At 75.2% G+C, this 21,706-nt stretch carries 22 protein-coding genes; 5 read left to right on the forward strand and 17 right to left on the reverse strand.

Annotated features, from left to right (window positions below; genetic code table 11):
* A partial coding sequence (locus MY520_RS22760) for an HNH endonuclease signature motif containing protein (RefSeq protein WP_436694850.1) occupies positions 1-1,073 on the forward strand: 1,073 nt, incomplete at its 5' end.
* Between the two features lie 191 nt (positions 1,074-1,264).
* Here the strand turns inward: MY520_RS22760 and MY520_RS22765 are convergent.
* On the reverse strand, positions 1,265-1,774 hold the full coding sequence (locus tag MY520_RS22765; RefSeq protein ID WP_436694851.1) for a hypothetical protein: 510 nt from the start codon (positions 1,772-1,774) through the stop codon (positions 1,265-1,267).
* Positions 1,775-1,892: 118 nt separating this feature from the next.
* A complete protein-coding gene (locus tag MY520_RS22770) occupies positions 1,893-3,068 on the reverse strand; it encodes a cysteine--tRNA ligase (RefSeq protein WP_436694852.1) in 1,176 nt (391 codons plus the stop codon).
* 84 nt (positions 3,069-3,152) lie between these two features.
* Here MY520_RS22770 and pdxY point away from each other — a divergent pair, with 84 nt between their 5' ends.
* Positions 3,153-4,004, forward strand: a complete 852-nt coding sequence (gene pdxY / locus MY520_RS22775) for a pyridoxal kinase PdxY (protein ID WP_436694853.1) — start codon at positions 3,153-3,155, stop codon at positions 4,002-4,004.
* Between the two features lie 8 nt (positions 4,005-4,012).
* Here the strand turns inward: pdxY and MY520_RS22780 are convergent, their stop codons facing one another.
* Positions 4,013-4,525, reverse strand: coding sequence for a MarR family winged helix-turn-helix transcriptional regulator (locus tag MY520_RS22780; protein ID WP_436694854.1), 513 nt, complete (start codon positions 4,523-4,525; stop codon positions 4,013-4,015).
* A gap of 83 nt (positions 4,526-4,608) precedes the next feature.
* Between MY520_RS22780 and MY520_RS22785 the strand changes: the two genes are divergently transcribed.
* Complete coding sequence (locus tag MY520_RS22785) at positions 4,609-5,508, forward strand: EamA family transporter (RefSeq protein WP_436694855.1); 900 nt, start codon at positions 4,609-4,611, stop codon at positions 5,506-5,508.
* Between the two features lie 7 nt (positions 5,509-5,515).
* Here MY520_RS22785 and MY520_RS22790 read toward each other — a convergent pair whose 3' ends face one another.
* From MY520_RS22790 to MY520_RS22850, 13 genes are all read right to left on the reverse strand, one after another.
* Positions 5,516-6,937 carry an NADP-dependent succinic semialdehyde dehydrogenase gene (locus MY520_RS22790; protein WP_436694856.1) on the reverse strand — a complete coding sequence of 474 codons (1,422 nt, stop codon included), beginning with the start codon at positions 6,935-6,937 and terminating at the stop codon, positions 5,516-5,518.
* A 132-nt stretch (positions 6,938-7,069) separates the two neighbouring features.
* Entirely contained in the window at positions 7,070-7,498 is a 429-nt protein-coding gene (locus MY520_RS22795; protein WP_436694857.1) for a hypothetical protein, read from the reverse strand.
* 155 nt (positions 7,499-7,653) lie between these two features.
* Complete coding sequence (locus MY520_RS22800) at positions 7,654-8,763, reverse strand: zinc-dependent alcohol dehydrogenase (protein ID WP_436694858.1); 1,110 nt, start codon at positions 8,761-8,763, stop codon at positions 7,654-7,656.
* A gap of 14 nt (positions 8,764-8,777) precedes the next feature.
* Positions 8,778-9,749 (reverse strand): Gfo/Idh/MocA family protein, encoded by a 972-nt coding sequence (locus tag MY520_RS22805; RefSeq protein ID WP_436694859.1) that lies wholly within the window; start codon positions 9,747-9,749, stop codon positions 8,778-8,780.
* Positions 9,746-10,864, reverse strand: coding sequence for a glycosyltransferase family 4 protein (locus tag MY520_RS22810; RefSeq protein ID WP_436694860.1), 1,119 nt, complete (start codon positions 10,862-10,864; stop codon positions 9,746-9,748). Before MY520_RS22810 ends, MY520_RS22805 begins: the two co-directional genes overlap by 4 nt.
* A gap of 311 nt (positions 10,865-11,175) precedes the next feature.
* Positions 11,176-12,279 (reverse strand): NAD(P)-dependent alcohol dehydrogenase, encoded by a 1,104-nt coding sequence (locus tag MY520_RS22815; protein WP_436694861.1) that lies wholly within the window; start codon positions 12,277-12,279, stop codon positions 11,176-11,178.
* Between the two features lie 20 nt (positions 12,280-12,299).
* On the reverse strand, positions 12,300-13,136 hold the full coding sequence (locus MY520_RS22820) for an IclR family transcriptional regulator (protein ID WP_436694886.1): 837 nt from the start codon (positions 13,134-13,136) through the stop codon (positions 12,300-12,302).
* Positions 13,091-14,053 carry a PDR/VanB family oxidoreductase gene (locus MY520_RS22825; protein WP_436694862.1) on the reverse strand — a complete coding sequence of 321 codons (963 nt, stop codon included), beginning with the start codon at positions 14,051-14,053 and terminating at the stop codon, positions 13,091-13,093. The genes MY520_RS22820 and MY520_RS22825 overlap by 46 nt, the downstream gene beginning before the upstream one ends.
* A 74-nt stretch (positions 14,054-14,127) precedes the next feature.
* Positions 14,128-14,403: a hypothetical protein gene (locus tag MY520_RS22830; protein ID WP_436694863.1), complete on the reverse strand. Its 276-nt coding sequence runs from the start codon at positions 14,401-14,403 to the stop codon at positions 14,128-14,130.
* A gap of 41 nt (positions 14,404-14,444) precedes the next feature.
* The gene (locus MY520_RS22835; RefSeq protein WP_436694864.1) at positions 14,445-15,518 is read right to left on the reverse strand and encodes an aromatic ring-hydroxylating dioxygenase subunit alpha; all 1,074 of its coding nucleotides are present in this window, start codon (positions 15,516-15,518) and stop codon (positions 14,445-14,447) included.
* Positions 15,519-15,550: 32 nt separating this feature from the next.
* Positions 15,551-16,828 (reverse strand): MFS transporter, encoded by a 1,278-nt coding sequence (locus MY520_RS22840; protein WP_436694865.1) that lies wholly within the window; start codon positions 16,826-16,828, stop codon positions 15,551-15,553.
* Positions 16,829-16,877: 49 nt separating this feature from the next.
* Positions 16,878-17,855, reverse strand: a complete 978-nt coding sequence (locus MY520_RS22845) for an ABC transporter substrate-binding protein (protein ID WP_436694866.1) — start codon at positions 17,853-17,855, stop codon at positions 16,878-16,880.
* An 88-nt stretch (positions 17,856-17,943) separates the two neighbouring features.
* Complete coding sequence (locus tag MY520_RS22850) at positions 17,944-18,402, reverse strand: MarR family winged helix-turn-helix transcriptional regulator (protein WP_436694867.1); 459 nt, start codon at positions 18,400-18,402, stop codon at positions 17,944-17,946.
* A gap of 65 nt (positions 18,403-18,467) precedes the next feature.
* On the opposite strand from MY520_RS22850, the gene MY520_RS22855 reads away from it, so the two are divergent.
* Positions 18,468-19,352, forward strand: coding sequence for an amidohydrolase family protein (locus tag MY520_RS22855; RefSeq protein ID WP_436694868.1), 885 nt, complete (start codon positions 18,468-18,470; stop codon positions 19,350-19,352).
* On the forward strand, positions 19,345-20,886 hold the full coding sequence (locus MY520_RS22860) for an acyl-CoA synthetase (protein ID WP_436694869.1): 1,542 nt from the start codon (positions 19,345-19,347) through the stop codon (positions 20,884-20,886). Before MY520_RS22855 ends, MY520_RS22860 begins: the two co-directional genes overlap by 8 nt.
* A gap of 13 nt (positions 20,887-20,899) precedes the next feature.
* Here MY520_RS22860 and MY520_RS22865 read toward each other — a convergent pair whose 3' ends face one another.
* Positions 20,900-21,691 (reverse strand): putative hydro-lyase, encoded by a 792-nt coding sequence (locus MY520_RS22865; RefSeq protein ID WP_436694870.1) that lies wholly within the window; start codon positions 21,689-21,691, stop codon positions 20,900-20,902.
* Positions 21,692-21,706 lie beyond the last annotated feature (15 nt).

Raw genomic sequence — 21,706 nt, forward strand, 5'->3', positions numbered from 1 at the left:
GGCGGCTGTCGATCCGCCGGCTGATCGCGGCCGTGCAGGCCGAGCTGGCCGCGCGGGACGCCGCGGCCGCCGACCGGCGCCGCCGGGACGCCGCCCGCGGCGCGAACGTGACCGTGCGGCCGGTCGGGGACGGCATGTCCGAGCTGGTCGCCAAGCTGCCGCACGCGCTCGCGTCGGCCTGCCGGCAGGCCGTCGACGGGCTGGCCCGGGCGGCGCGGTCGGCCGGGGATCAGCGGCCGGTGGGCGTGCTGCGGGTCGGCGCGCTGGCCGATCTGCTGCTGCGCCCCTGGGCGACCGATCGGGAGCCGGTGACCGCGCAGCTGACCATCACCGCTCCGCTGGACGCGCTGACTCCGCAGCGGTTCCTGGATTCCGGTGCCCGGCTGCCGGCGGTGTTCGCCCCACCCGGCTCCATCCCCGCCCCGATCGGGGAGGTGGACGGGCAGCCGATCACCGCCGCGCACCTGCGCGAACTGCTCACCGAGCTCGACGCGGTGTGTCCCGGCGGGCTGCAGGCCCCGGCCGGCGGCACGCTCACCCTGGCCATCACCGACGCCGGCGGGGCGCTGCGGGCCACCACCACCCGCCGCGAGCTCGAGCGGATCGCCCGCCGCGGCTGCCCCACCCACGGCCCCGCGACCAACTGCGGGTGTCCGGGGCTGGACCGGCCGCCGCCGGTGGACCGCTACACCCCGTCGGACGCGCAACGCCGCTGGCTCGAGACCCGGGACCGCACCTGCCGCCGCCACCCCGGCTGCGCGAACGCCGCCGGCTGGGCCGATCTGGACCACGTCATCCCGCACGCCCGCGGCGGGGCGACGTCGTGCGCGAACCTGAGCTGCCTGTGCCGCCGGCATCACCGGCTCAAGACCCACGCGCCGGGCTGGAGCTACGCGATCACCCCCGACGGGGTGCTGTCGGTGACCACCCCCAGCGGGGTCACCCGCACCACCCGACCACCCGGCCATCGACCGGAACCGAATCTGTCCCTCACCGGCAGCCGGGTCCTGGCCGAACCCCCACCCGAGCCGCCGCCGGCACCCGACCCCGCCGACGACCCACCACCCTTCTGACCCACCACCGCTCTGAGCCAAGCCCCGCGGCGAGCCCCCACGCCCGCCGCGGGGGTGGTGCGGCGTCGACAAAACGAGAGAGCAGGCGATGAGTTGGTTCGCGGTCAGAGGTCACCGTGGTGTGGCGGACCGGCGGACGTCCCGCAGGACCGGAGCCTGTGCGATGTCCGCGCCGGGCGCCCTGCGATGGCCTATCGACTGACCAGTGACTCCAGGGTGACCGCGGCGAGCAGCCGGGCCCACCACGGGCGCCGGGTGGGCGGCGGTGCCGGCTGGGCGCGCCGCCAGAGACGCCGTGCCGGGCGTACCGCCACCGCGCCGCCCTTCATGCTCACCCAGCCACCGGGCCCCATGGTGACGAGGGCCTTGGCGCCGCTCGGTCGGTCGGCCAGTCGCCGGGCGACGAGGACGCCGCCGACCACCAGTTCCGCCGTGGTGAGCAGCCGCGAGACGTCGAGCGCCGGCCGCCAGCGCACGCGCCCGTTCCGGATGACGAACGCCCCCAGCGGGCGGGCGCCGGACATCTCTGCCTCGAGGTCCGCGGACTCCGCACGGCGACGTCCGGCCGTGTGGGCCCGTCCCGCGGACGCCGCGATCACGGTGACGCCGTCCCGCTCGTACGGCGGCGAGAACGCCGTCACCTCCACGCGCCGGGATTCCGGCGAGCGGGCGTCGACGTCAACGGGGTGGAGTCGGTCCATGTCGGCCTCCAGTCGGCTCGGCGTCGGGCCGCTCCAGCCTCACACCGCCGCGCCGCCGGGCAACCGGGTCGCACGTCCCGCAGCACCGGCCGGACGGCCCCTGGAGCGGCGCCCCGGTTCAGCCCAGCGAGAGCACCCGCACCAGCAACCGGGCGGCGTCGCCGCCGTCCGCCACCGCCACGTCGAGGGCACCGGGCACGTCGAGGTCGTCGAGCAGCCGGTCGGTCACCGCCCGGCTCGCGGTCGCCGACGCCCCCCGCCGGCCGGCCGCGGAGAACAGCGCGTCCAGCCGGGCCTGCGCGCCCTCGATCAGCTCGGGCCGGTATTCCCACGGCTGCGACCAGGCGCGGTCGAGCACCAGCAGCCGCAGCACGGGCCCGGTGGTCACCCGGAGCAGGTCGGCCACCAGCGTCAGGTTGCCGGTGGACTTGGCCATCTTCGCGCCGTCCTGCGACACCGCCCCGACGTGCACCTGGGCGCGGGCGAACGGCCCGACGCCGGAGGCTGCCTCCGCCATCGCCGCCTGCTGCGCGTGGTGCGGGAACGCCAGATCCGCGCCGCCCACCAGGACGTCGACGCCGTGGCCGAGGGTCGCCGTCGCCATCGCCGCGCACTCGGCGTGCCAGCCCGGGCGGCCCCAGCCCCACGGGCTCGGCCAGGCGGGGTCGCGCTCCCCCGACGGCCGCCACACCGGCACGTCGAAGGGGTCCTCCCGCAGCGCGTCGGCCGGGTCGTCCCCGAACTCGTCGGCCAGCTGCTTGGCCCGGTCGGCGTCGAGCCCCGCGGACTCCACCACCCCGGCGCCGCGGAAGAAGACATGCGCCTCCCGGACGTACGCGCGGTCGGCGCGCAGCAGCGCGGCGGCCAGCTGCTGCACGTGCGGGATGTGGTGCCGGGCGCGGGGGGTGTGCGTCGGCGGCCGGACGCCGAGGGCCCGCATGTCCTGCTCGAAGGCGAACTCCTGGCTGAGCGCGAACTCGTCGTAGTGCCGGCCGCGGGCGTCGGCGGCCCGGGTCAGCACGTCGTCGACGTCGGTCACGTTCCGGCTGCTCACCACGTCCGACCCGGCCAGCCGCAGCACCGCACCCAGCACGTCGGCCCACACGAACGTCGCCGCGTGCCCGAGATGGGTGACGTCGTAGGGCGTGATGCCGCACACGTAGACGCGGGCCGGACTGGTCACCGGGAGCGGTCGACCGGCCAGCCGCAGGTCCGCGGTGCGCACGTCGACCGGCTCGTCGATCCGGCCGGCGACGCCGACGACGCCGGAGGAGGTCAGGGGAGGCTGGGCCATGCCGCCATCCTGCCCGGCCCGGCCGCACCGGGACGCGACCCGGTCACTGGACCGCCCGCGGGGGCCTCGTGCGACGGTTCCCCCATGGTCGCCGTCCTCTCCATCCAGTCGCACGTCGCCTACGGCCACGTCGGCAACTCCTCGGCCGTGTTCCCCCTCCAGCGCCTCGGCATCGAGGTGTGGCCGGTGCACACCGTCCAGTTCTCCAACCACACCGGCTACGGCCAGTGGCGCGGGAGGGTGTTCGACGGCCCGGCGATCGAGGAGGTCGTGCAGGGCATCGCCGAGCGCGGCGTGCTCGGCCGCTGCGACGCGGTGCTGTCGGGCTACCTGGGCTCGGCCGACATCGGGCACGCGGTCGTGCAGACCGTGCAGCGGGTCCGGGAGGCCAACCCGGCGGCGGTCTACTGCTGCGACCCGGTCATCGGCGACGTCGGCCGGGGCGTCTTCGTCCGCCCGGGCATCCCCGAGTTCATGCGCGAGGTCGCCGTGCCCGCCGCCGACGTCGTCACGCCCAACCACTACGAGCTCGACGCCCTCTCCGGCCGCACCACGCGCACCCTGGCGGAGGTCACCGACGCGGTCGCCGGTGTGCACGACCTGGGCCCGCGGGTGGTCCTGACCACCTCGCTGGTCACCGACGACACCCCCGAGGACGCCGTCGACCTGCTCGCCTCCGAGGGCGGCCGGCACTTCCGGGTCCGGACCCCGCGCCTGGACGTGGCGGTCAACGGCGCCGGCGACGCCGTCGCCGCGCTCTTCCTGGCCCACTGGCTCGACACCCGCGACGCCGGCACCGCCCTGGGCCGGGCGGCGGCCTCGGTGCACGGCCTGCTCCAGCGCACCGAGGACGCCGGGTCCCGGGAGATCCTGCTGGTGGCGGCCCAGGAGGAGTTCGTGGCCCCCTCCCGCAGCTTCGACGTCGTCGAGGTCTGACACGCGGCTCAGCCGTCGTGCTGCTCCACCGACGCCAGCAGGTCGCGCAGCAGGTCCTCGACCTGGCGCAGCCGGTCGCCGGACAGCCCGGCGAGCAGCTGCTGCTGGACGGCGAGACCGGCGGTCACCGCCTCGTCGATGAGCGCCCGCCCCGAGTCGGTGAGCCGCACCAGCAGCGCGCGCCGGTCGGCCGGGTCCGGGGCCCGCACCAGGTGGCCGGCCCGCTCGAGCCGGTCCAGCCGGCTGGTCATCCCCCCGCTGGTGAGCATGAGCGCGCTGGTCAGCCGGCCCGGTGACATCCCCTCGAGCCCGGCCGCGCGGCGCAGCGTGGCCAGGACGTCGAAGTCGGCGCGGGTGATGCCGAACTGCGCGTAGCACCGCTCCTGCGCGTCGCCGACCAGCCGGGCGGCCCGGTAGATCCGCCCGAACACCGCCATCGCGTGCGTGTCGAGGTCGGGGCGCTCATGCGCCCACTGCTCGACGATCGCGTCCACGCCGTCCCGGTCCGTCACGACCGCCATGCTCGCACACCACTCGGTTGACAGATACTCGCTCCCGAGTATCTTGCGATCAAGAATAATCCCCTCGAGAGAGGCGGCCCGTCATGACGGCTCTCGCGACCCGGCCCCCGCTCACCGCCCCCCGCCCGCCTCGCCTGCCGGCCTGGGGCCTGGTCGCCGCCACGGCGGTCGCCCCCGCCACCTGGGGGACGACGTACGCCGTCACCACGGAGTGGCTGCCGCCGGACCGCCCCCTGCTCGCCGCCACGGTGCGCGCGCTGCCGGCCGGGCTGCTCCTCGTGGCCCTCGGGCACCGCCTGCCCTCGGGCGCGTGGTGGTGGAAGGCCGCGGTCCTCGGCACCCTCAACATCGGCGCGTTCTTCGCGCTGCTGTTCGTCGCCGCCTACCGGCTGCCCGGCGGGGTGGCCGCGATCCTCGGCGCAGCCCAGCCGCTCCTGGTGGCGCTGCTGGCGCTGCCGCTGCTCGGCGAGCGGCTGCGCACCCGGACCGTGCTGCTCGGGCTGACCGGCATCGCCGGCGTGGGGCTGATCGTGCTGAGCAGCGCCGCCCGGCTGGACGCCGCCGGCATCGCCGCGGGCCTGGCCGGCACGGCGTCGATGGCCGCCGGCGTGGTGCTCACCAAGCGGTGGGGACGCCCGGTCGCGGTGCTGCCGTTCACCGGCTGGCAGCTGACCGCCGGCGGGCTCGTGCTGCTCCCCCTCACCCTCGCCGTCGAGGGCCTGCCGGCCGGCCTCACCGCGGGGCAGGCCGGCGGCTTCCTCTACCTGGCCACCGTCAACACCGCGCTGGCCTACGCGCTCTGGCTGCGCGGGATCGGCCTGCTGCCCGCCTCGCAGCTCACCTTCCTGGGGTTGCTCTCCCCCGTGGTCGCGGCGGCGGTCGGCTGGACGCTGCTGGGCCAGGCGCTCGGCCCGGCCCAGCTGCTCGGCGCCGTCCTCGCGCTCGGCACCGTCGTCCTCGCCCAGCGGCCGCGCACCGCCTGACCAGGGGTCACTCGGACGCCGACGCCGTCCGGCCCTCCCCCTGCCGGGCGCCCGGCGGGCCGATCCAGACGGTCTTGGCGTTGGTGAACTCGTACATGCCGACCTCGGTCAGCTCCCGCCCGTAGCCGCTCTGCTTCACCCCGCCGAAGGGCAGCTCCGGATAGCTGGTCACCATGCCGTTGACGAAGGCCATGCCGGACTGGACGTCGCGGATGAACCGCAGCCGCTCCCCCTGGTCCTCGCTCCACAGGTTGGCGCCCAGCCCGTAGACGTGGTCGTTGGCGATCCGGATGGCCTCGTCGAGGTCGGCGACGGTGAACAGCGCGGCAACCGGGCCGAACACCTCCTCGGAGTAGATGCCCATGTCGGGGGTCACGCCGGTGACCAGCGTCGGCTCGTAGAACCAGCCCGGCCGGTCCACGCGCCCTCCGCCGGTGACCACGGTGGCGCCCTTCTCCACCGCCTCCTGCACGTACCGCTCGACGTCCTCCAGGCCGGACTCGGTGGCCAGCGGGCCGATCTGGGTGTCCTCGGCCATCGGGTCGCCCACCGTCATGGCGGCCAGCTTCTCGGCGAACAACCGGGTGAACTCCTCGGCCACGTCCGCGTGGACGAAGAAGCGCTTGGCCGCGATGCAGCTCTGCCCGTTGTTCTGGCAACGGGCGGTCACCGCCACCTCGGCCGCCTTGTCCAGGTCGGCCGACGGCATGACGATGAACGGGTCGCTCCCGCCGAGCTCGAGCACCGTCTTCTTCAGCGCGTCCCCGGCGATCGCGGCCACCGACTGCCCCGCCGGACCGCTGCCGGTGAGCGTCGCGGCGACCACCCGGTCGTCGCGGAGCACCCGCTCGACGGCCCCCGACCCGATCAGCAGCGTCTGGAAGACGCCGCCGGGGAACCCGGCCTTGCGGAACAGCTCCTCGAGGTACAGGGCGGTCTGCGGCACGTTGCTGGCGTGCTTGAGCAGCCCGACGTTGCCGGCCATGAGCGCCGGGGCGGCGAACCGCATCGCCTGCCAGAGCGGGAAGTTCCACGGCATGATCGCCAGCACCACGCCGAGCGGCTGGTGGACGACGTAGGCCTCGGTGGCCCCCACCGCCGAGGCGTCGGCCGGCTTCGGCTGCAGCATCGCCTCACCGTGCTCGGCGTAGTAGCGCAGCGCCTTGGCGCACTTGCCGACCTCGGCCTTCGCCGAGGCGAGCGTCTTGCCCATCTCGGTGGTCATCAGCTCGGCGACGGTGCCGGCGTCGGCGTCGAGGACGTCGGCCGCCGCGCGCAGCCACCCGGCACGCTGACGCAGGGTGGTCAGCCGGTACTCGGCGAAGGCCGCCGCCGCCCAGGCGAGCTTCTCCTCGAGCGCCTCGTCCGAGAGTGGCTCGTAGGTCTTGAGCGTCTCGCCGGTGGCCGGGTTGATGGTGGCGATGGCCATGGGGTCCTCCCGTCGGTGGTGCTGCCTGCGACCGCTGGTCCCTGGTCGGCTCCTGCAGCCATCCTGGCCCTCCGCGGCGAGGCGCACACCACGCGCACACCACGCGCACTCCGCGCAGCACCTGCCCGTTCCCTAGGACGACGTCTCCTCCGGGGACTCCTCCGTGTCCGGGTGCGGCTGCTGCTCCGCGTGCCGCCGACGACCCGGCAGGTGGATCAGCCGCCAGGTGAACCGCTGGTCCGGGTGCGCGCTGCCCGGGGGGTGCGGGAGCCGGTCGACCACCCAGGCCGGCAGGTGCACGTGCGGGAGGTGCGGCAGGTGCGGGTGCGGGAGGTGCGCCTGCGGGAGGTGCGGGTGCGGCAGCCGGTGGCCGGTCCGCGGAGCGGCCTGCGCGATCAGGGCGGCCACCCGCACGCGCTGCGAGGCCCGCTCCCTCGCCCGGACCGCGGCCTGGGCGGCCCGGTGGTGGCGCTCCCAGCGGGCGGTGTTGCTGCGCGCCAGCGCGATCACGAGCGCGGTGACGAACGCGAAGCCGAGGACACTGACGATCGCCCAGCCCATGACGGCCCCTCCTCTGAGGCCGCCGCGCAGCCCGGTCCCCCGGCGTCCGCGGCGATGCCACGGACGATCCCCCTTGAGGACCGGCGGAACAAGACCGTCCGGCGCGGCACGGGTCCGACACGCCGCTCGTCGCGGGCGGCGCGCCGCCGGGCACCTCAGCCGGCGTCGAACCGGAGCACCGCCTGCAGCGGAGGGCTCGCGAGCCGACGTCCGGCCAGGTCGGCCAGCAGCCGCGGGCCCTCCTCGAACGGGAGGACGTCGGTGACCAGGTGGGCGCGGACGTCGGAGCCCCGGGCGCGCAGCAGGTCGAGGGTGACCTCGGCCAGCGCAACGCGCGGCCAGGCACCGGCCATGCCGCGCGGCACCCGGCCGATCTGGGCGCACACCACGGCCAGGCCGTTGTGGTGGAACTCCTCGCCGAGCCGCACCGCCTCCGCGCCGGCCTGGTAGAAGCCCAGGTCGATCACGGTGCCCTGCGGCCGCAGCGACTTGAGCGCGGTGGCCAGGGCGGCGTCGTGCCCCTGGCACTGCAGGACGACGTCCGCGCCGACGTCCCCCGGCCCGTGCCGCCACCGCTGCTTGACCGTCCGCCACGCCGACCCGTCGGCGTCGTCCAGGGTGGCGAGACCCAGCGCCTCGGCGACCGCCCGGCGCTGGGCGGACCCCTCCGCCACCACGACCTCGGCCGCGCCGTGCCGGACGGCGAGCAGCGCCGAGAGCAGGCCGATGACCCCGGCGCCGGTCACCAGCACGCACCGGCCGCGCACCCCGGCGTCCACCCCCGCGGTCGGGCCGGCGAAGTCGGCCGCGGCGTGCAGCAGCCCGTTGACGCAGATCGGCCCCATCTGGGCCAGGTAGACGCCGAGCAGCGGGTCGAGGTCGTCGGGCACCGGGACGACGGTCTTGCGGCCGGGATCGGCGCAGAAGCCGGTGCGGTGCCCGTAGGCCATGGCCACCCGCGAGCCCTCGGGCATCTCCGGCGTCCGGCTCTCGGTGACCCGGCCGACCTCCATGTAGCCGAACCCGCGGACGGGGTAGGCCCGGCGCGGCCCGTCGGGGTCGAAGGCGCACAGCTCCGGGTCCCAGTGCAGCTGGAAGTGCGGGTCGGTGCCGCGGACGATCGCCACCTCCGTCCCGGCGCTGACTCCGCTCCACTCCGTCTGCACCCACGCCTGACCGGGCCCGGGCTCGGGCTCCTCGTCGTCGATCAGCTCCGGCTGCCCCGGCCCCAGCACCCCGATCGACCGCACCGTCCGCCCGCTCATCCCCGTCCCCTCGGTCAGCAGTCCGGGCGCACGGCCGCGCCCTCGCGTGCGGCCCGGTCGGCCGCGCAGGCCAGCGCGTGGGTGCGCAGCGCCTCGGCGTAGGGCACCTGCACCCGGTCGACGCGGCCGAGCAGCACGTCGAGGAACTCACGGTCCCCGGCGGCGATCGGGTCGGCGTCGGTGCGGTGCACCTCCTCGCCGTCGGCGGAGACCACCCGCAGCTCGTGGTCGTCCAGGCTGCGCTCGGCGAGCTCCACCACCCGGCCCTCGGCCACCACCTGCAGGCCCACGGCGTGCCGCCAGCCCAGCACCCGGGTCGAGGAGATGCTGCCGACGGCTCCGGACGCGAAGGTCAGCAGCGCCACCGCGGCGGTGGCCACCTCGCCGTCGGCCGCGGCGGGCCGCTCGGCGGCCGAGACCGACACGACCTCGCCGGCCAGCACCCGGGCCAGGTCGAAGACGTGCGTGGTCTGCTCGACGACCTGCCCGCCGGAGCCGTCGCGGCGCGCCCACCACGGTGGCGCCGGGGTCTTGTCCAGCCAGGAGCCGGTCACCAGCCGGGCCGCTCCCGCCGGCAGCAGCTCGGCGGCCCGCCGGAGGACGTCCAGGTGCCGCCAGTGGTAACCGACGGCCGTCGTCAGCCCCCGCTGCTCGACCAGCCGGGCCACCTCCCGGGCCGTGCCGAGGTCCAGGGCGAGCGGCTTCTCGACGAAGAACGGCAGGTTCCGGGCCACCGCGGCCGCCTCCAGCGGCCCGTGCGCGAACGGCGGCACGCAGAGCCAGACGGCGTCGAGCTCCTCGCGCTCGAGCATCGCCGTCCCGTCGGCGTGGCAGCGGGCGCCCACGCGGGCCGCGGCCACCTCGGCGCGCTCGCGCACCGGATCGGCGACCGCGACGACCTCGACGTCGTCGAAGCGGGAGAGCGCGGCCAGGTGCCGGCCCGCGATGAACCCGGTGCCGACCACGCCCACCCGCAGCCGGCTCACCGGCGGGCCCCGCGCAGCGCCGCCTCGTAGACCGCGGCGGTGTCGGCGGCCATCCGGTCGCGGGTGAACCCCGCCAGGTAGCGGCACCGCCCCGCGGCGCCCTGCCGCCGGCGCAGGGACGGGTCGGCGAGCAGGCGTTCCAGCGCGGCGCCGAGCGCAGCGGGGTCGTCGGGCCGGACCAGCGCACCGGTCACCCCGTCCACGACGACCTCCTCGGTCCCGATCACCCGGGTGGCCACGACCGGGAGCCCCGCCTCCATCGCCTCCAGGGCCACCAGCGGCATCCCCTCGTGCCGCGAGGGCAGCGCGAAGACGTCGGCGGCGGCGAGCAGCTGCCGCGCGTCGGGCCGGTGCCCGGGGAACCGGACGGCGTTCCGCACCCCCAGCGCCGCCGCCCGCTTCTCCAGGGCCTCGCGCAGCGGCCCGTCCCCCACGAGGACGACGGCCAGGTCGGGGAAGCGGGCCAGCAGGCCCGGGACCGCGTCGACCAGGTGCCACTGGCCCTTCATGTGTGTCAGCCGGCCCACCGTGAGGACGACGGGCTGAGCCGGGTCCAGGCCGAGCGCGGCGCGTGCGGCGTCCCGGCCCAGGCGCTCGCGCAGCGGAGCGACCCCGTTGGGGACGGTGGTGAACCGCCCGGGCGCGACCCCGATCCGCTGGTAGGTGCGGCGCAGCCCCTCCGAGACCGCGATCAGCCGGTCGACCGCCTCGATCCCGGCGTGGTACGCCCGCCGCTTGCGCGGGTGCGCCACCAGGTAGGGCAGGTGCTGGGTCTGCACGACCACCGGGCACCCGGCGCGGCGGGCCAGGCGGACGCCGGGCCAGTTCTCCGAGCCGGTGCCGACGTGGCAGTGGAAGACGTCGGCCGGGTGCCCGGCCAGCCACCCGCTGACCACCTCGGCGAACAGCGGGTGCCGCGGCGAGGGCAGCTCCACGGTGCGGGCGCCGAGCTCCGCCGCCCGGTCGAGCAGCCGCCGCCCGCCCACCGTCGGTCGCATCATCAGCGCGACGTCGGCCGTCCCGGCGTACTCCGCGACCAGGTCGACCATGTGGGCGCCCATCCCCGAGGGGTCGATGGACGGCGTGTAGAAGCAGATGGACCGACGTCCGGGCACCGTTGCCCCCCACCGTTGCTCGACGAGCCGGGGGGACCCCCGGAGGCGGTGAACCTAGCGGGCCGCGCGGTCCCGGAACAGGTCCGACGCCCCGTCGTCTCGGTCCCGGGAGTGTCGTGACGCGGGCGCCGCGCCCTTCTCAGCTCACCAGCGCCTGGGTCGCGGACTCCTTGCCTGAACCCCTGGGCGGCCTGGGCGAGCAGTTCCCAGTCCAGCGACACCCCGGCGGCCACCGGTCGGCTCGGGATCGAGCTCCACCGCGTCCCCCGAGGGGCAGAAATGGCCATTTCTGCCCCTCGGGGGACGGGCGCTCAGGTGGGCATGCGGAGGATCGGCTTGACGACGGCGCCGCTGTAGGAGGCCTCGACGGCGTCCTCGATCCGGTCGAGCGGGAAGTACTCGACCAACCGGTCGAAGGGGAACCGCCCCTGCGCGTGCAGGTCCATGAGCGCGGCGATCAGCGCCTGGCCGCGGCCGCTGCCGCCGAGGGTGCCGCGGATGGTCTTGCCCCAGAGGGTGCTCATGTGGTCGGCGCTGAACTCCGCGCCGGCCGGGGCGCCGCCGATGAGGACCGCCGTCCCGAGCATGCCGACCGAGTCGATCGCCTGCCGGATCACCGGCACCACCCCGGTGCAGTCGAGCGCGGCGTCGGCCGGTCCCCCGCAGATGTCGGTGACCGCCGCCACCGGGTCGGTGTCGGTGGCGGCGACGGTGTGGGTGGCGCCGAGGTCGGTGGCCAGCCGCAGCCGCGAGGCGTGCCGGTCGACGGCGATGATCGTGGTGGCCGCCGAGCACCGGGCCGCCATCACCGCGGCCAGCCCGACGGTGCCCGCGCCGTAGACCACGATCGAGCTGCCCGGCTCGGGGCGGACGGTGTTCAGCACGGCGCCGGCGCCGGTGGCCAGTCCGCAGGCCAGCGGGCCCATGAGCTCGACGGGCAGCCCCGCGGGCACGGGCACCAGCGAGGAGGCGCTGGTCATCGAGTAGGTGGCGAAGGAGGACTGGCCGAAGAAGTGGCTGCTCAGCGGGCCGCCGTCGGTCGTCCGCAGGGCGGAGCCGCCGCCCGGGCGGTGCCCGGCGCCGACCAGCTCGCCCAGCCGGAGGCAGTAGCGCGGCTCGCCGGCCAGGCAGTTGCGGCAGTCCCCGCAGTAGGGCCAGCCGAGGACGACGGCCTGCCCCTCCCTGATCCCGGTCACGCCCTCGCCGACCGCGACCACCGTGCCGGCGCCCTCGTGCCCCAGCACGCCGGGCAGCGGGAAGGGCAGGTCGCCGTCGCGGGCGATGCCGTCGGTGTGGCAGAAGCCGGAGGCGGCCACCTGCACCAGCACGTCGCCGGGGCCGGGCTCGTCGAGCTCGACCTCCTTGACGACGAAGGGGCCGTGCAGCTCCTCGACGACGGCAGCGGTGATCTTCACGGGCGGGTCCTCCTCGACGGTCAGCGGAGCTCGTCGGCCGCGGACGGCGGCTCGACCGGCCAGCCGGCACCGGCCGACTGGGTGAGCACCCGGGAGATGCCCCGGGCCGCGGCCCGCACACCCGGGGTGACGGCGCGGACGGCCGCCGGCGAGTCGCCGGGGACCACCACCGACAGCGCCGCGACGACGGCGTCGCCGAGGTGGATCGGCGCGGCCGCCGAGACGGCGTCCGCGGTGACCTGCCGGTCGCTGATCGCCAGGCCGGTGCGCCGGACCTCGGCGAGCACCCGGCGCAGCGTCCGCGGGTCGGTGATGGTGTGCGGGGTGTACCGCCGCAGCGGGGCGGCGAGCACCCGCTCCTGCACCTCCACCGGCGCGTACGCGAGCAGCACCAGGCCCACCCCGGTCGGTGGCAGGGCGAACCGGCCGCCCACCTGGGTGAGGACGGTGACCGCGTCGCGGGCGGCGAAGCGCTCGACGAACAGCACCTCGACGTCGTCCCGCACGGCCAGCTGCACGTTCTGGTGGGTGACCTCGTAGAGGTCCTCCATGAACGGCAGCGCCGCCTCCCGCAGACCGAGGCCGCGGGGGGCGAGCGCGCCCAGCTCGAACAGCCGCAGCCCGACCCGGAACCGGCCGTCGGCGTCCCGCTCCAGCCCGCCCCACCGGCGCAGCTCGCCGACCAGGCGGTGCGCGGTGGACAGCGGCACGCCGACGGCCCGGGCGATCTCCGACAGGGTGAGCGCCGGCCGCTCCCGGGTGAAGGCGTCGAGGACGGCGAGCAGCTTCCCGCCCGACGTCCGCGACGGGGTCAGAGGTCCAGGACCAGCTTCGGGCAGGCCGCCCGGGACACGCAGATGAACATCGTGTCGTTCGCCTCCTGCTCCTCCGCCGTCAGCAGGGAGTCGCGGTGGTCCACCTGGCCCTCGAGCACCGGCGTCTCGCAGGTCCCGCACGTCCCCTCCTGACAGGAGGAGAGGACCGGGATCCCGGCCTCCTCCACGACCTCGAGGATGGTCCTGTCCGGCGGCACGGTGAGCGTCATGCCGCTCTGCGCCAGCTCGACCTCGAAGGCGTCCTGCATGACCGGCTCGCCCATCTCCTTGGGCGCGAAGCGCTCGACGTGCAGCGAGCCCGCGGGCCACGCTGCGCACTGCTTCTCCACCGCCTGCAGCAGCGGCTCGGGGCCGCAGCAGTAGACGAGCGTGTCGGGGCGCGGGGTCCCGAGGATGCCCGGCAGGTCGATGAGGCCGACCTCGTCCTGCGGGTGCAGGACCACCGGGGTCTCGCTGATCTCCTCGAGCGACTCGAGGAAGGCCATCGACCGGCGGCTGCGGCCGCCGTAGTGCAGCTCGGCGTCGGCGCCGGCGGCCTGGGCGGCGCCCATCATCGGCAGGATCGGGGTGATCCCGATGCCGCCGGCGATGAAGACGTAGCGGGGGGCGGGCACCAGCGGGAAGTTGTTGCGCGGGCCGCGGACGTCGATCTCGGTGCCCTCGGTCAGCTCGTCGTGCACGTAGGCCGACCCGCCCCGGCCCTCGGGCTCCCGGAGGACGCCGATCCGCCACACCGACCGGTCGCCGGGGTCGCCGCACAGCGAGTACTGCCGGGTCATGCCGTTGGGCAGCTTGAGGTCCAGGTGCGCGCCCGGCGCCCAGGCCGGGAGCTCGGCACCGGACGGATCGTGCAGCTCGAGGACGACGACGCCCTCCGCGCCCTCGGTGCGGGACGCGACCTGCAGCCGCAGGTCCACCTCGTCGTGCGTGCTGTGCACGGGTTACTCCGTTTCGATGAAGGCACACCACGTCCCCGGACCGCCGACGCACGGCGGGCCGGGGACGGGTGAGCTCAGACCAGGACCGGGGTGCGTGACCGGATGATGCGCGGGTCGGTCACCCGGTGCGCAGGCGGGGGTGGCAGGACGTCGGGCAACGGGGTGACCGTGGGCCCGCCGGCCGGGTGGTCGGGGTGCGCGAGCAGCCACTCCCACATCTCGATCGGGTCCTCGCCCTCGGCCTCGGCGCCGCAGTGGCACAGGCCGCGGAGCCGGTCGGAGCCGGGGAGCCAGTTGATGCGCAGCACCTTGTCCCCGACGAGCACCTCGCGGGGCGCGGGCAGGGTCATGCCGTTCCCTCCGGATCGGTCACCGTTGCCGTGGAACGAGGTCACCGCGCGGTCGCCGCGGGCTGCTGGACCGGGGCGCCGGAGGCCTCGGCGGCCAGGCGGGCGATGATCCGGCGGGCGGCGAGGCCGCCGGTGTCGATGTTGATCGACAGCTCCTGGTACCCGTCCGGCTCGCCGGTGAGGACCTTCTCGAGCACGTCGAGCGCGGTCACGTCCTGGAGGACGACGGTGCGGTTGCTCTCCCGCAGGAAGTCCGACACGCCCTCGTCGTCGAGCGCGAAGTCGCGGGCGACGGCCCAGAAGTCGTGCGTGGAGTTCTCCGTCTCCGGGGTGATCGCGTAGACGACCTCGACGTGGAAGGCGTCGGGGTCGGTGCCGTCCTCGTTCGGCAGCACGCCGACCGGGGCCACCCGGCTGTGCAGCTTGTACAGGCACGGCGGGGTGTACTCGATGTCCTGCCAGCGGGTGATCCGGCCCTCGATGCCGGTGCTCTTGGCGTAGAACGGCGGGCACTCGGCGTCGGCCATGTGCCGGCTGACGTAGACGACGCCGGCGGCCTCGTCGACCTCGGTGGTGATCGGCGTCTCGGCGACCTCCGGCGTGCCGATGTAGCCGCCGTGCAGGTAGGTCTCGTGCGACAGGTCCATGAGGTTGTCGATCAGCAGGCTGGCGCGGGCCTGGAGGGGCTCCATGCCGCTGACCGTCGTCCAGCCCTCCTGGTCCAGCCACGGCGCCCGCGGGATGCGGGTGCTCTCGGCCTTCTCCGCATCGCCGATGAAGACCCACACGAAGGAGTCCTGCTCGACGACCGGGTAGGACTTCAGCCGCGCGGTGCGCGGGATCCGCGTCTGGCCGGGGACGGCGACGCACGCGCCGTCGGCGCCGTAGGTGAAGCCGTGGTAGCCGCAGACGACGGTGTCGCCGTTGAGGTGGCTCGGCTTCTCCGACAGCGGGAACCGGCGGTGCACGCACCGGTCGCTCATCGCGGTGACCTGGCCGGCCTCGGTGCGCCAGAAGAGGATCGACTCACCGCAGATCGTCCGGCTGAACAGCTCCCGGCCGACCTCCCGGCCATATGCGGCCACGTACCACTGGTTCTGGACGATCGACGTCATCTGCATGCCTCCACGGGTCGGGATTTCCCAGCTCAGTACCCACGGTGACCGCCATCACCACCCTCGCGGTACCGGACTTCCACATTGTGGAAGCCTTCTCCGCCGAAGGCGACCGGCCGGCCGGCCACCGCGAGTGCGCCGGTCAGCCCGGCGGTGACCACGAGCAGCAGCACCAGCGGCGCGGTCCAGCCGCCGGTGGCGGCGTAGACCGCGCCCACGACGAGCGGTCCGGTCGCGCCGACGCCGTAGCCGACCAGGGAGCTCATCCCCGACAGCCGCCGCACCGCGGTCTCGTCGGCGGCCCGCAGCACGACCAGGGTGAAGGCCAGCGAGACGCCCGCGCCCTGCGCGAGCCCGCCCACGACCGCCCACACCGGCCACGCCTGCGGCGCGAGGAGCAGCCCGGCGATCAGCACCGCCCAGGCGCCGGCCACCGCGACGCCGAGCCCGCTCTGCCCGCTCCCGGGCCGGCGCCGCGCGAGCACCGCCGGCACGACCAGCGTGCCGGGGATGCCGAGGACCTGGAACAGCGTGGCGGCCAGGCCGGCGGTGCCCAGGTCCGCGCCGAGCTCGTCGACGAGCACCGTGGGCAGCCAGGTGGTCAGCGCGTAGTAGAGGACCGACTGCAGGGCCAGCACCACGGCGACCGCCCACGCGACCGGCGACCGCCACGCCGACATCCCCGCCGGGCGCCCGCCGGACGGCGGCACCGCGGCCGCGGGAGCGGGCGCGGTGCCCCGGGTGGCCGCGGTCCAGACGGCGGCGGCGACGGCGGTCACGACCACCCAGACCGCGAGCGCCCAGCGCCAGCCGGCGACCGCGGCGATCGGGGCGGTGAGCGCGGCCATGAGCGCTGCCCCGCAGGTCAGGGCGCCGGTGTAGAGACCGGTGACGGTGCCGGCGCGCTCGGCGAAGTCGCGCTTGGTGACCGCGGGGAGCAGCACGTTGCCCACCGTCATGCCCGCGCCGATGACGAACGTGCCGGCCAGCAGCACGGGCGCGCCGTCGAGGACCCGCAGCACGGTGCCCGCCCCGATCGCGAGCAGCCCGGCGAGGACGGCCCGCTCCGGGCCCAGGCGCCGGCCCAGCCACGCCGCCGGCGGCGCCAGCACGGCGAAGCACAGCACCGGCAGGGTGGTGAGCAGCCCGGCCACCGTCGGGGACAGCCCCAGCTCGGCGCGGATCTCGGGCAGCACGGGCGAGACCGCGGCGATGGCGCCGCGCAGGTTCAGCCCGGCGAGCAGGACGGCGAGCAGCAGCAGGCCCGCCCGGGGTGCCGGGCGGGCCTGCCGCTGGGTCGGGGTGGTCACCCCTGGTACCTACTCCCCGGCCGGACGGCCGGGAGAGTCGGGGGTCGGGTCACTCCTCGGGCAGCAGGCCCTCGATGTCGAGCTCGTCCTGCTCGAGCAGGCCGGCCTCCACCATGAGCTCGCCCATCTGCTCGATCTGCTCGCGGCGCAGGTCAGTGCCGAACTCCTCGATGCGGACGTTCGCCATGGCCCCGGCCGGCGTGCCCAGGAACTCCTCAGCCTCGGTGCGGACCGCGTCGGGGTTCTGGTCGGCCCACTCGAGGGTCTCCTCGAGCGCCGCGGTGAAGTCCGCGACCAGCTCGGGGTCGGACTCGGCCAGCTGGCCGGAGGTGAAGAACAGCTGGGTCGGGTGGCCCGGCACCGACTCCTGGCTGGAGTAGCTGGCCACCGGGTGACCGCCGGTGATCAGCTGGGACAGGAAGGGCTCGGGCACCCAGACGGCGTCGACGTTGCCGGCCTCGAGCGCGGCGGGCATGTCCGGGAAGGGCAGCTCGACGTACTGGATGCCGCTGGGGTCGCCGCCGTCCTGGCGCACGGCCTCGTCGATGGTCAGCTGGCCCATGCCGTTGAGCGTGTTGACCGCGATCCGCTTGCCGGCCAGGGCGGCCGCCGCGGTGATCCCGGAGTCGCGGTGCGCGATGACGCCGTTGACGTCCTCGCCCTCGGCGTGGGTCGAGGTCCAGTGGCCGACGACCCGGACGTCGAGTCCCTCGCCGCGGGCCTGCAGCAGCGAGACCGGGTTGCTGGTGGCGAACTGCATCTCACCGGCGGCGACCGCCGGCAGCAGCGCGGCACCGCCCTGGCCGGTCTCGATGGTGACCTCGATGCCGCGCTCCTCGAAGAAGCCCTGCTCGATGCCGCCCTGGAGCGCGCCGGTGACCGCGACCGGCAGCAGCCCGGCGGTGACCTGGCGCAGCTCGCCGTCGGCGCCGCCCCCACCGGAGCCGGTCGCCTCGTCGTCGCCTCCCCCGCACGCGGCGAGCGCGAGCGTCGTCGCGGCCAGCACGGGGACCCACTTGCGGAGCATGTGCTCTCCCAAACTCGTAATCAATGACAACCTCAACGGTTGATAACAGGGATGGTGCACGTCACGGGGCGGATCGGCAAGCACCGCCTCACGACTGCGGCGCGGACTGCCCGCTGAGGACCATCCGGCCGAGCAGCCCGCGCAGCTGCTCCTGCTCCCCGGCCGAGAGTGTCTCCAGCTGCGCCCGGTGCGCCGCGCCGACCGAGCGCTCGGCGTGGCGCCGGACCGCGTGGCCGGCGCCCGTCGCGCGCACGAGCTTGGTGCGCCGGTCGCTCTCCGAGGGGTGCCGCTCGACCAGGCCGGACTCGGTCAGCTCGTCGACGAGGAGGACCACCTGGCTGGGGTCGAGCCCGAGCACCTCGGCGAGGTCGCGCTGGGACATGCCGTCGCCCGAGTCGCAGGCCAGCAGCAGGGCGGAGTAGGAACGCACCCGCAGCCCGTGGACGGCGAGGGCGGCGTTGGTGGCCCGGATCAGCTGACCGCTGGCACGGGAGAGGAGAAAGCCGACGTCGGCGGTGAGCGAGCTGCTGTCCATGAGGACCTCCATCGTTGACGTCCTCCACGATAACGTCCTAGCGTCGTGTGTCCCACCCCTTCTGCGCAGGAGCAGCCGTGGACCTCGAGAACCTGGTCGCGATCGACGTGCACGTGCACGTCGAGCAGGACCTGCACGGTCACCTGTCCATGGACGACGAGTTGCTGGAGGCCGCGGCCGCCTACTTCAAGGGCGAGCCGCACCACCCGACCGTCCCCGAGATCGCCGAGCACTACCGGGCCCAGCGGATGGCGGCCGTCGTCTTCACCGTGGACAGCGAGCTGGCCACCGGGCACCCGACGCTGTCCAACGAGGAGATCGCCGAGGCCGCCGCGCAGCACTCCGACGTGCTGATCCCGTTCGGCTCGATCGACCCCGCGCGCGGGCAGTCCGGCGTCCGCGCCGCCCGCCGCCTGGTCACCGAGCACGGCGTCCGGGGGTTCAAGTTCCACCCGTCGATCCAGGCCTTCGAGCCCAACGACCGGCGGGTGTACCCGCTCTACGAGGAGCTGCAGTCCCTCGGGGTGCCGACGCTGTTCCACACCGGCCAGACCGGCATCGGCTCCGGGCTCCCCGGCGGGCGCGGCATCAAGCTGCGCTACTCCGACCCGATGCTGCTCGACGACGTCGCCGCCGACTTCCCCGGCCTGACGATCATCATGGCCCACCCCTCGGTGCCCTGGCAGGACGCCGCCATCTCCGTCGCCCAGCACAAGGCCAACGTCTACATCGACCTCTCCGGCTGGTCGCCCAAGTACTTCCCGCCGCAGCTGGTCCGCGCCGCCAACACCCTGCTCAAGAAGAAGGTGCTGTTCGGCTCGGACTACCCCCTGATCTCCCCGGAGCGCTGGATCCGCGACTTCGAGGCCCTGGAGGTCCGCGACGAGGTGCGCCCGCTGGTGATGAAGGAGAACGCGATCACGGCGCTGCACCTCGACGGCACGGCCACCCGCGATGCGTAACGCGGGTCTGGGCTCCTGGCCGGAGCGGCGGCTGCGCATCTCCCCCGACCGCGACGCGATCTGGTTCGAGGGGACGACGACGTCGCACGCCGGGTTCGCCGACCGGGTGCGGCGGACGGCGGGAGCGCTGGCCGGCCTCGGGATCGTGGCCGGCGACCGGGTGGCGTGGACCGGCGGCAACCACCCCTCGGCGCTGGAGACGCTCTACGCCTGCGGTCAGCTCGGCGCGATCTGGGTGCCGGTCAACGCCCGGCTCACGCCACCGGAGGCGCAGTACGTGCTGGAGCACTCCGGCGCCTCGGTGCTGGTGCACGGCCGCGAGCACGGGGAGCTGGCCGACGCGCTGCGTGACCGGCTGCCCGGCATCCGGGAGTGGGTGGCGGCCGAGTCACCCGTGGCGGGGGGCGCGGACTCGCTGCCCTACGAGGAGCTGCTCGCGACGGCCGTCCCCGAGGCGCGCGACGAGCCGGTCGCCCTCGACGACCCCTGCCTGGTCATGTACACCTCGGGCACCACCGGCCGGCCCAAGGGCGCGGTGCTCACCCACGGCAACATGACCTGGAACGCGACCAACCAGCTGCTCGGGATGGACTTCGCCGCCGACGAGCGGACCCTTGCCCTGGCGCCGCTGTTCCACATCGGCGGCCTCAACGGCACGGTCAACCCCACCCTGCTGCGCGGCGGCTGCGCGGTGGTCGTCCGGCGCTTCGACCCGGCCGAGACGCTCCGGGTCATCGAGGAGCAGCGGGTCACCTCGTTCTTCGCCGTCCCGACGATGCTCGACGCGATGAGCCGCGAGCCGGACTTCGGCACCCGGGACCTGTCGGCGCTGCGCACCATCGGCGCCGCCGGCGCCGCGGTCCCGCTCCCCACGCTGCGCACCTGGCTGGAGCGCGGGGTGACCATGCAGCAGTGCTACGGCATGACCGAGGCCTCGCCCGGCTGCACGGTGCTCGACCCGGCCGATGCCGAGCGCAAGGTCGGGTCCGCCGGCAAGGCGCTGTTCTTCACCGACCTGCGGGTCGTGCGCCCCGACGGCAGCGACGCCGGCGTCGACGAGGTCGGCGAGATCGTCGTCTCCGGCCCCAACGTCATGGCCGGCTACTGGGGGGACCCCGAGCAGACCGCCGCGGCGCTCGTCGACGGCTGGTACCACACCGGCGACGCCGGCTCGGTCGACGCCGAGGGCTACCTGTACATCCGCGACCGCTACAAGGACATGATCATCTCGGGCGGGGAGAACGTGTACCCGGCCGAGGTCGAGTCCGCGCTGCTCGAGCTGCCCGGCGTCGTCGAGGTCGCCGTCATCGGCGTCCCCGACGAGCGGTGGGGCGAGGTCGGGTTGGCGATCGTCGTCCCCGCGCCGGGTGCCCCGGAGGACCCGGAGACGATCCGGACCGCGCTGCGCGAGCGGCTGGCCGGCTTCAAGGTGCCCAGGCACGTGGAGTTCGTCGACGAGCTGCCGAAGACCGCGACCGGCAAGATCCGCAAGCCGGACCTGCGGTCGCGGTTCGGTCCGGTCCAGCCGGGCTGACGCCCGCGCTCCCTCAGGGCCGGCGGTAGGCGGCGTCCGGGACGTCGGTGACGAACATGTGGCCCGGCGCGTGGGTGATCGCGAACGGCGGGCGGGAGGCCATGAGCGCCGCCTGCGGGGTGACCCCGCATGCCCAGAACACCGGGACGTCGCCGGCCGCGGCCTCCACGGGGTCGCCGAAGTCGGGCCGGCCGAGGTCGTCGATCCCGAGTGCCCCGGGTGGACCGACGTGCACCGGCGCCCCGTGCACCTGCGGCATGCGGGCGGTCACCTGCACCGCGGTGGTCACCAGCTCGCCCGGGACCGGCCGCATGGTGACCACGAGCGGACCGGACAGGCGCCCGGCCGGCCGGCACTCCCGGTTGGTGCGGAACATCGACACGTTGCGGCCCTGCTCGATGTTGCGCACCGGCACCCCGGCGTCCATGAGCGCGGTCTCGAAGCTGAAGCTGCAGCCGATGAGGAAGGCGACCAGGTCCTCGGCCCACAGGTCGGCGACCTCGGCCGGCTCGTCGACGAGCTCGCCGTTCCGCCAGACCCGGTAGCGGGGCAGGTCGGTGCGCAGGTCGGCGCCGGGGGCCAGCACCGTGCGGGGCGACCCGGCGTCGGTGACGTCGAGCAGCGGCACCGGCTGCGGGTTGCGCTGGGCGAACAGCAGGAAGTCGTAGGCCCAGTCCTGCGGCAGGACCACCAGGTTGGCCTGCGTGAACCCCGGTGCCAGCCCCGACGTCGGGACGGCGGCCCCGCCCCGGCAGGCGGCCCGGACGTCGGCCGGGCCGGCCGGGGCCCCTCCCCGATGTGCCATGGCCCCATGCTCCCC

Source organism: Geodermatophilus sp. CPCC 205506 (assembly GCF_051383635.1).
Lineage (GTDB): Bacteria > Actinomycetota > Actinomycetes > Mycobacteriales > Geodermatophilaceae > Geodermatophilus.

Bases quoted from the DNA above. Each gene is read 5' to 3' on its own strand.
- MY520_RS22795 (WP_436694857.1), bottom strand. From the start codon at position 7,498: ATGGGCTGGGCGATCGTCAGTGTCCTCGGCTTCGCGTTCGTCACCGCG.
- MY520_RS22770 (WP_436694852.1), bottom strand. From the start codon at position 3,068: ATGGCCCAGCCTCCCCTGACCTCCTCCGGCGTCGTCGGCGTCGCCGGC.
- MY520_RS22790 (WP_436694856.1), bottom strand. From the start codon at position 6,937: ATGGCCATCGCCACCATCAACCCGGCCACCGGCGAGACGCTCAAGACC.
- MY520_RS22850 (WP_436694867.1), bottom strand. From the start codon at position 18,402: ATGGAGGTCCTCATGGACAGCAGCTCGCTCACCGCCGACGTCGGCTTT.
- MY520_RS22865 (WP_436694870.1), bottom strand. From the start codon at position 21,691: ATGGCACATCGGGGAGGGGCCCCGGCCGGCCCGGCCGACGTCCGGGCC.
- MY520_RS22845 (WP_436694866.1), bottom strand. From the start codon at position 17,855: ATGCTCCGCAAGTGGGTCCCCGTGCTGGCCGCGACGACGCTCGCGCTC.
- MY520_RS22835 (WP_436694864.1), bottom strand. From the start codon at position 15,518: ATGACGTCGATCGTCCAGAACCAGTGGTACGTGGCCGCATATGGCCGG.
- MY520_RS22785 (WP_436694855.1), top strand. From the start codon at position 4,609: ATGACGGCTCTCGCGACCCGGCCCCCGCTCACCGCCCCCCGCCCGCCT.
- MY520_RS22765 (WP_436694851.1), bottom strand. From the start codon at position 1,774: ATGGACCGACTCCACCCCGTTGACGTCGACGCCCGCTCGCCGGAATCC.
- pdxY (WP_436694853.1), top strand. From the start codon at position 3,153: ATGGTCGCCGTCCTCTCCATCCAGTCGCACGTCGCCTACGGCCACGTC.
- MY520_RS22860 (WP_436694869.1), top strand. From the start codon at position 19,345: ATGCGTAACGCGGGTCTGGGCTCCTGGCCGGAGCGGCGGCTGCGCATC.
- MY520_RS22800 (WP_436694858.1), bottom strand. From the start codon at position 8,763: ATGAGCGGGCGGACGGTGCGGTCGATCGGGGTGCTGGGGCCGGGGCAG.
- MY520_RS22780 (WP_436694854.1), bottom strand. From the start codon at position 4,525: ATGGCGGTCGTGACGGACCGGGACGGCGTGGACGCGATCGTCGAGCAG.
- MY520_RS22830 (WP_436694863.1), bottom strand. From the start codon at position 14,403: ATGACCCTGCCCGCGCCCCGCGAGGTGCTCGTCGGGGACAAGGTGCTG.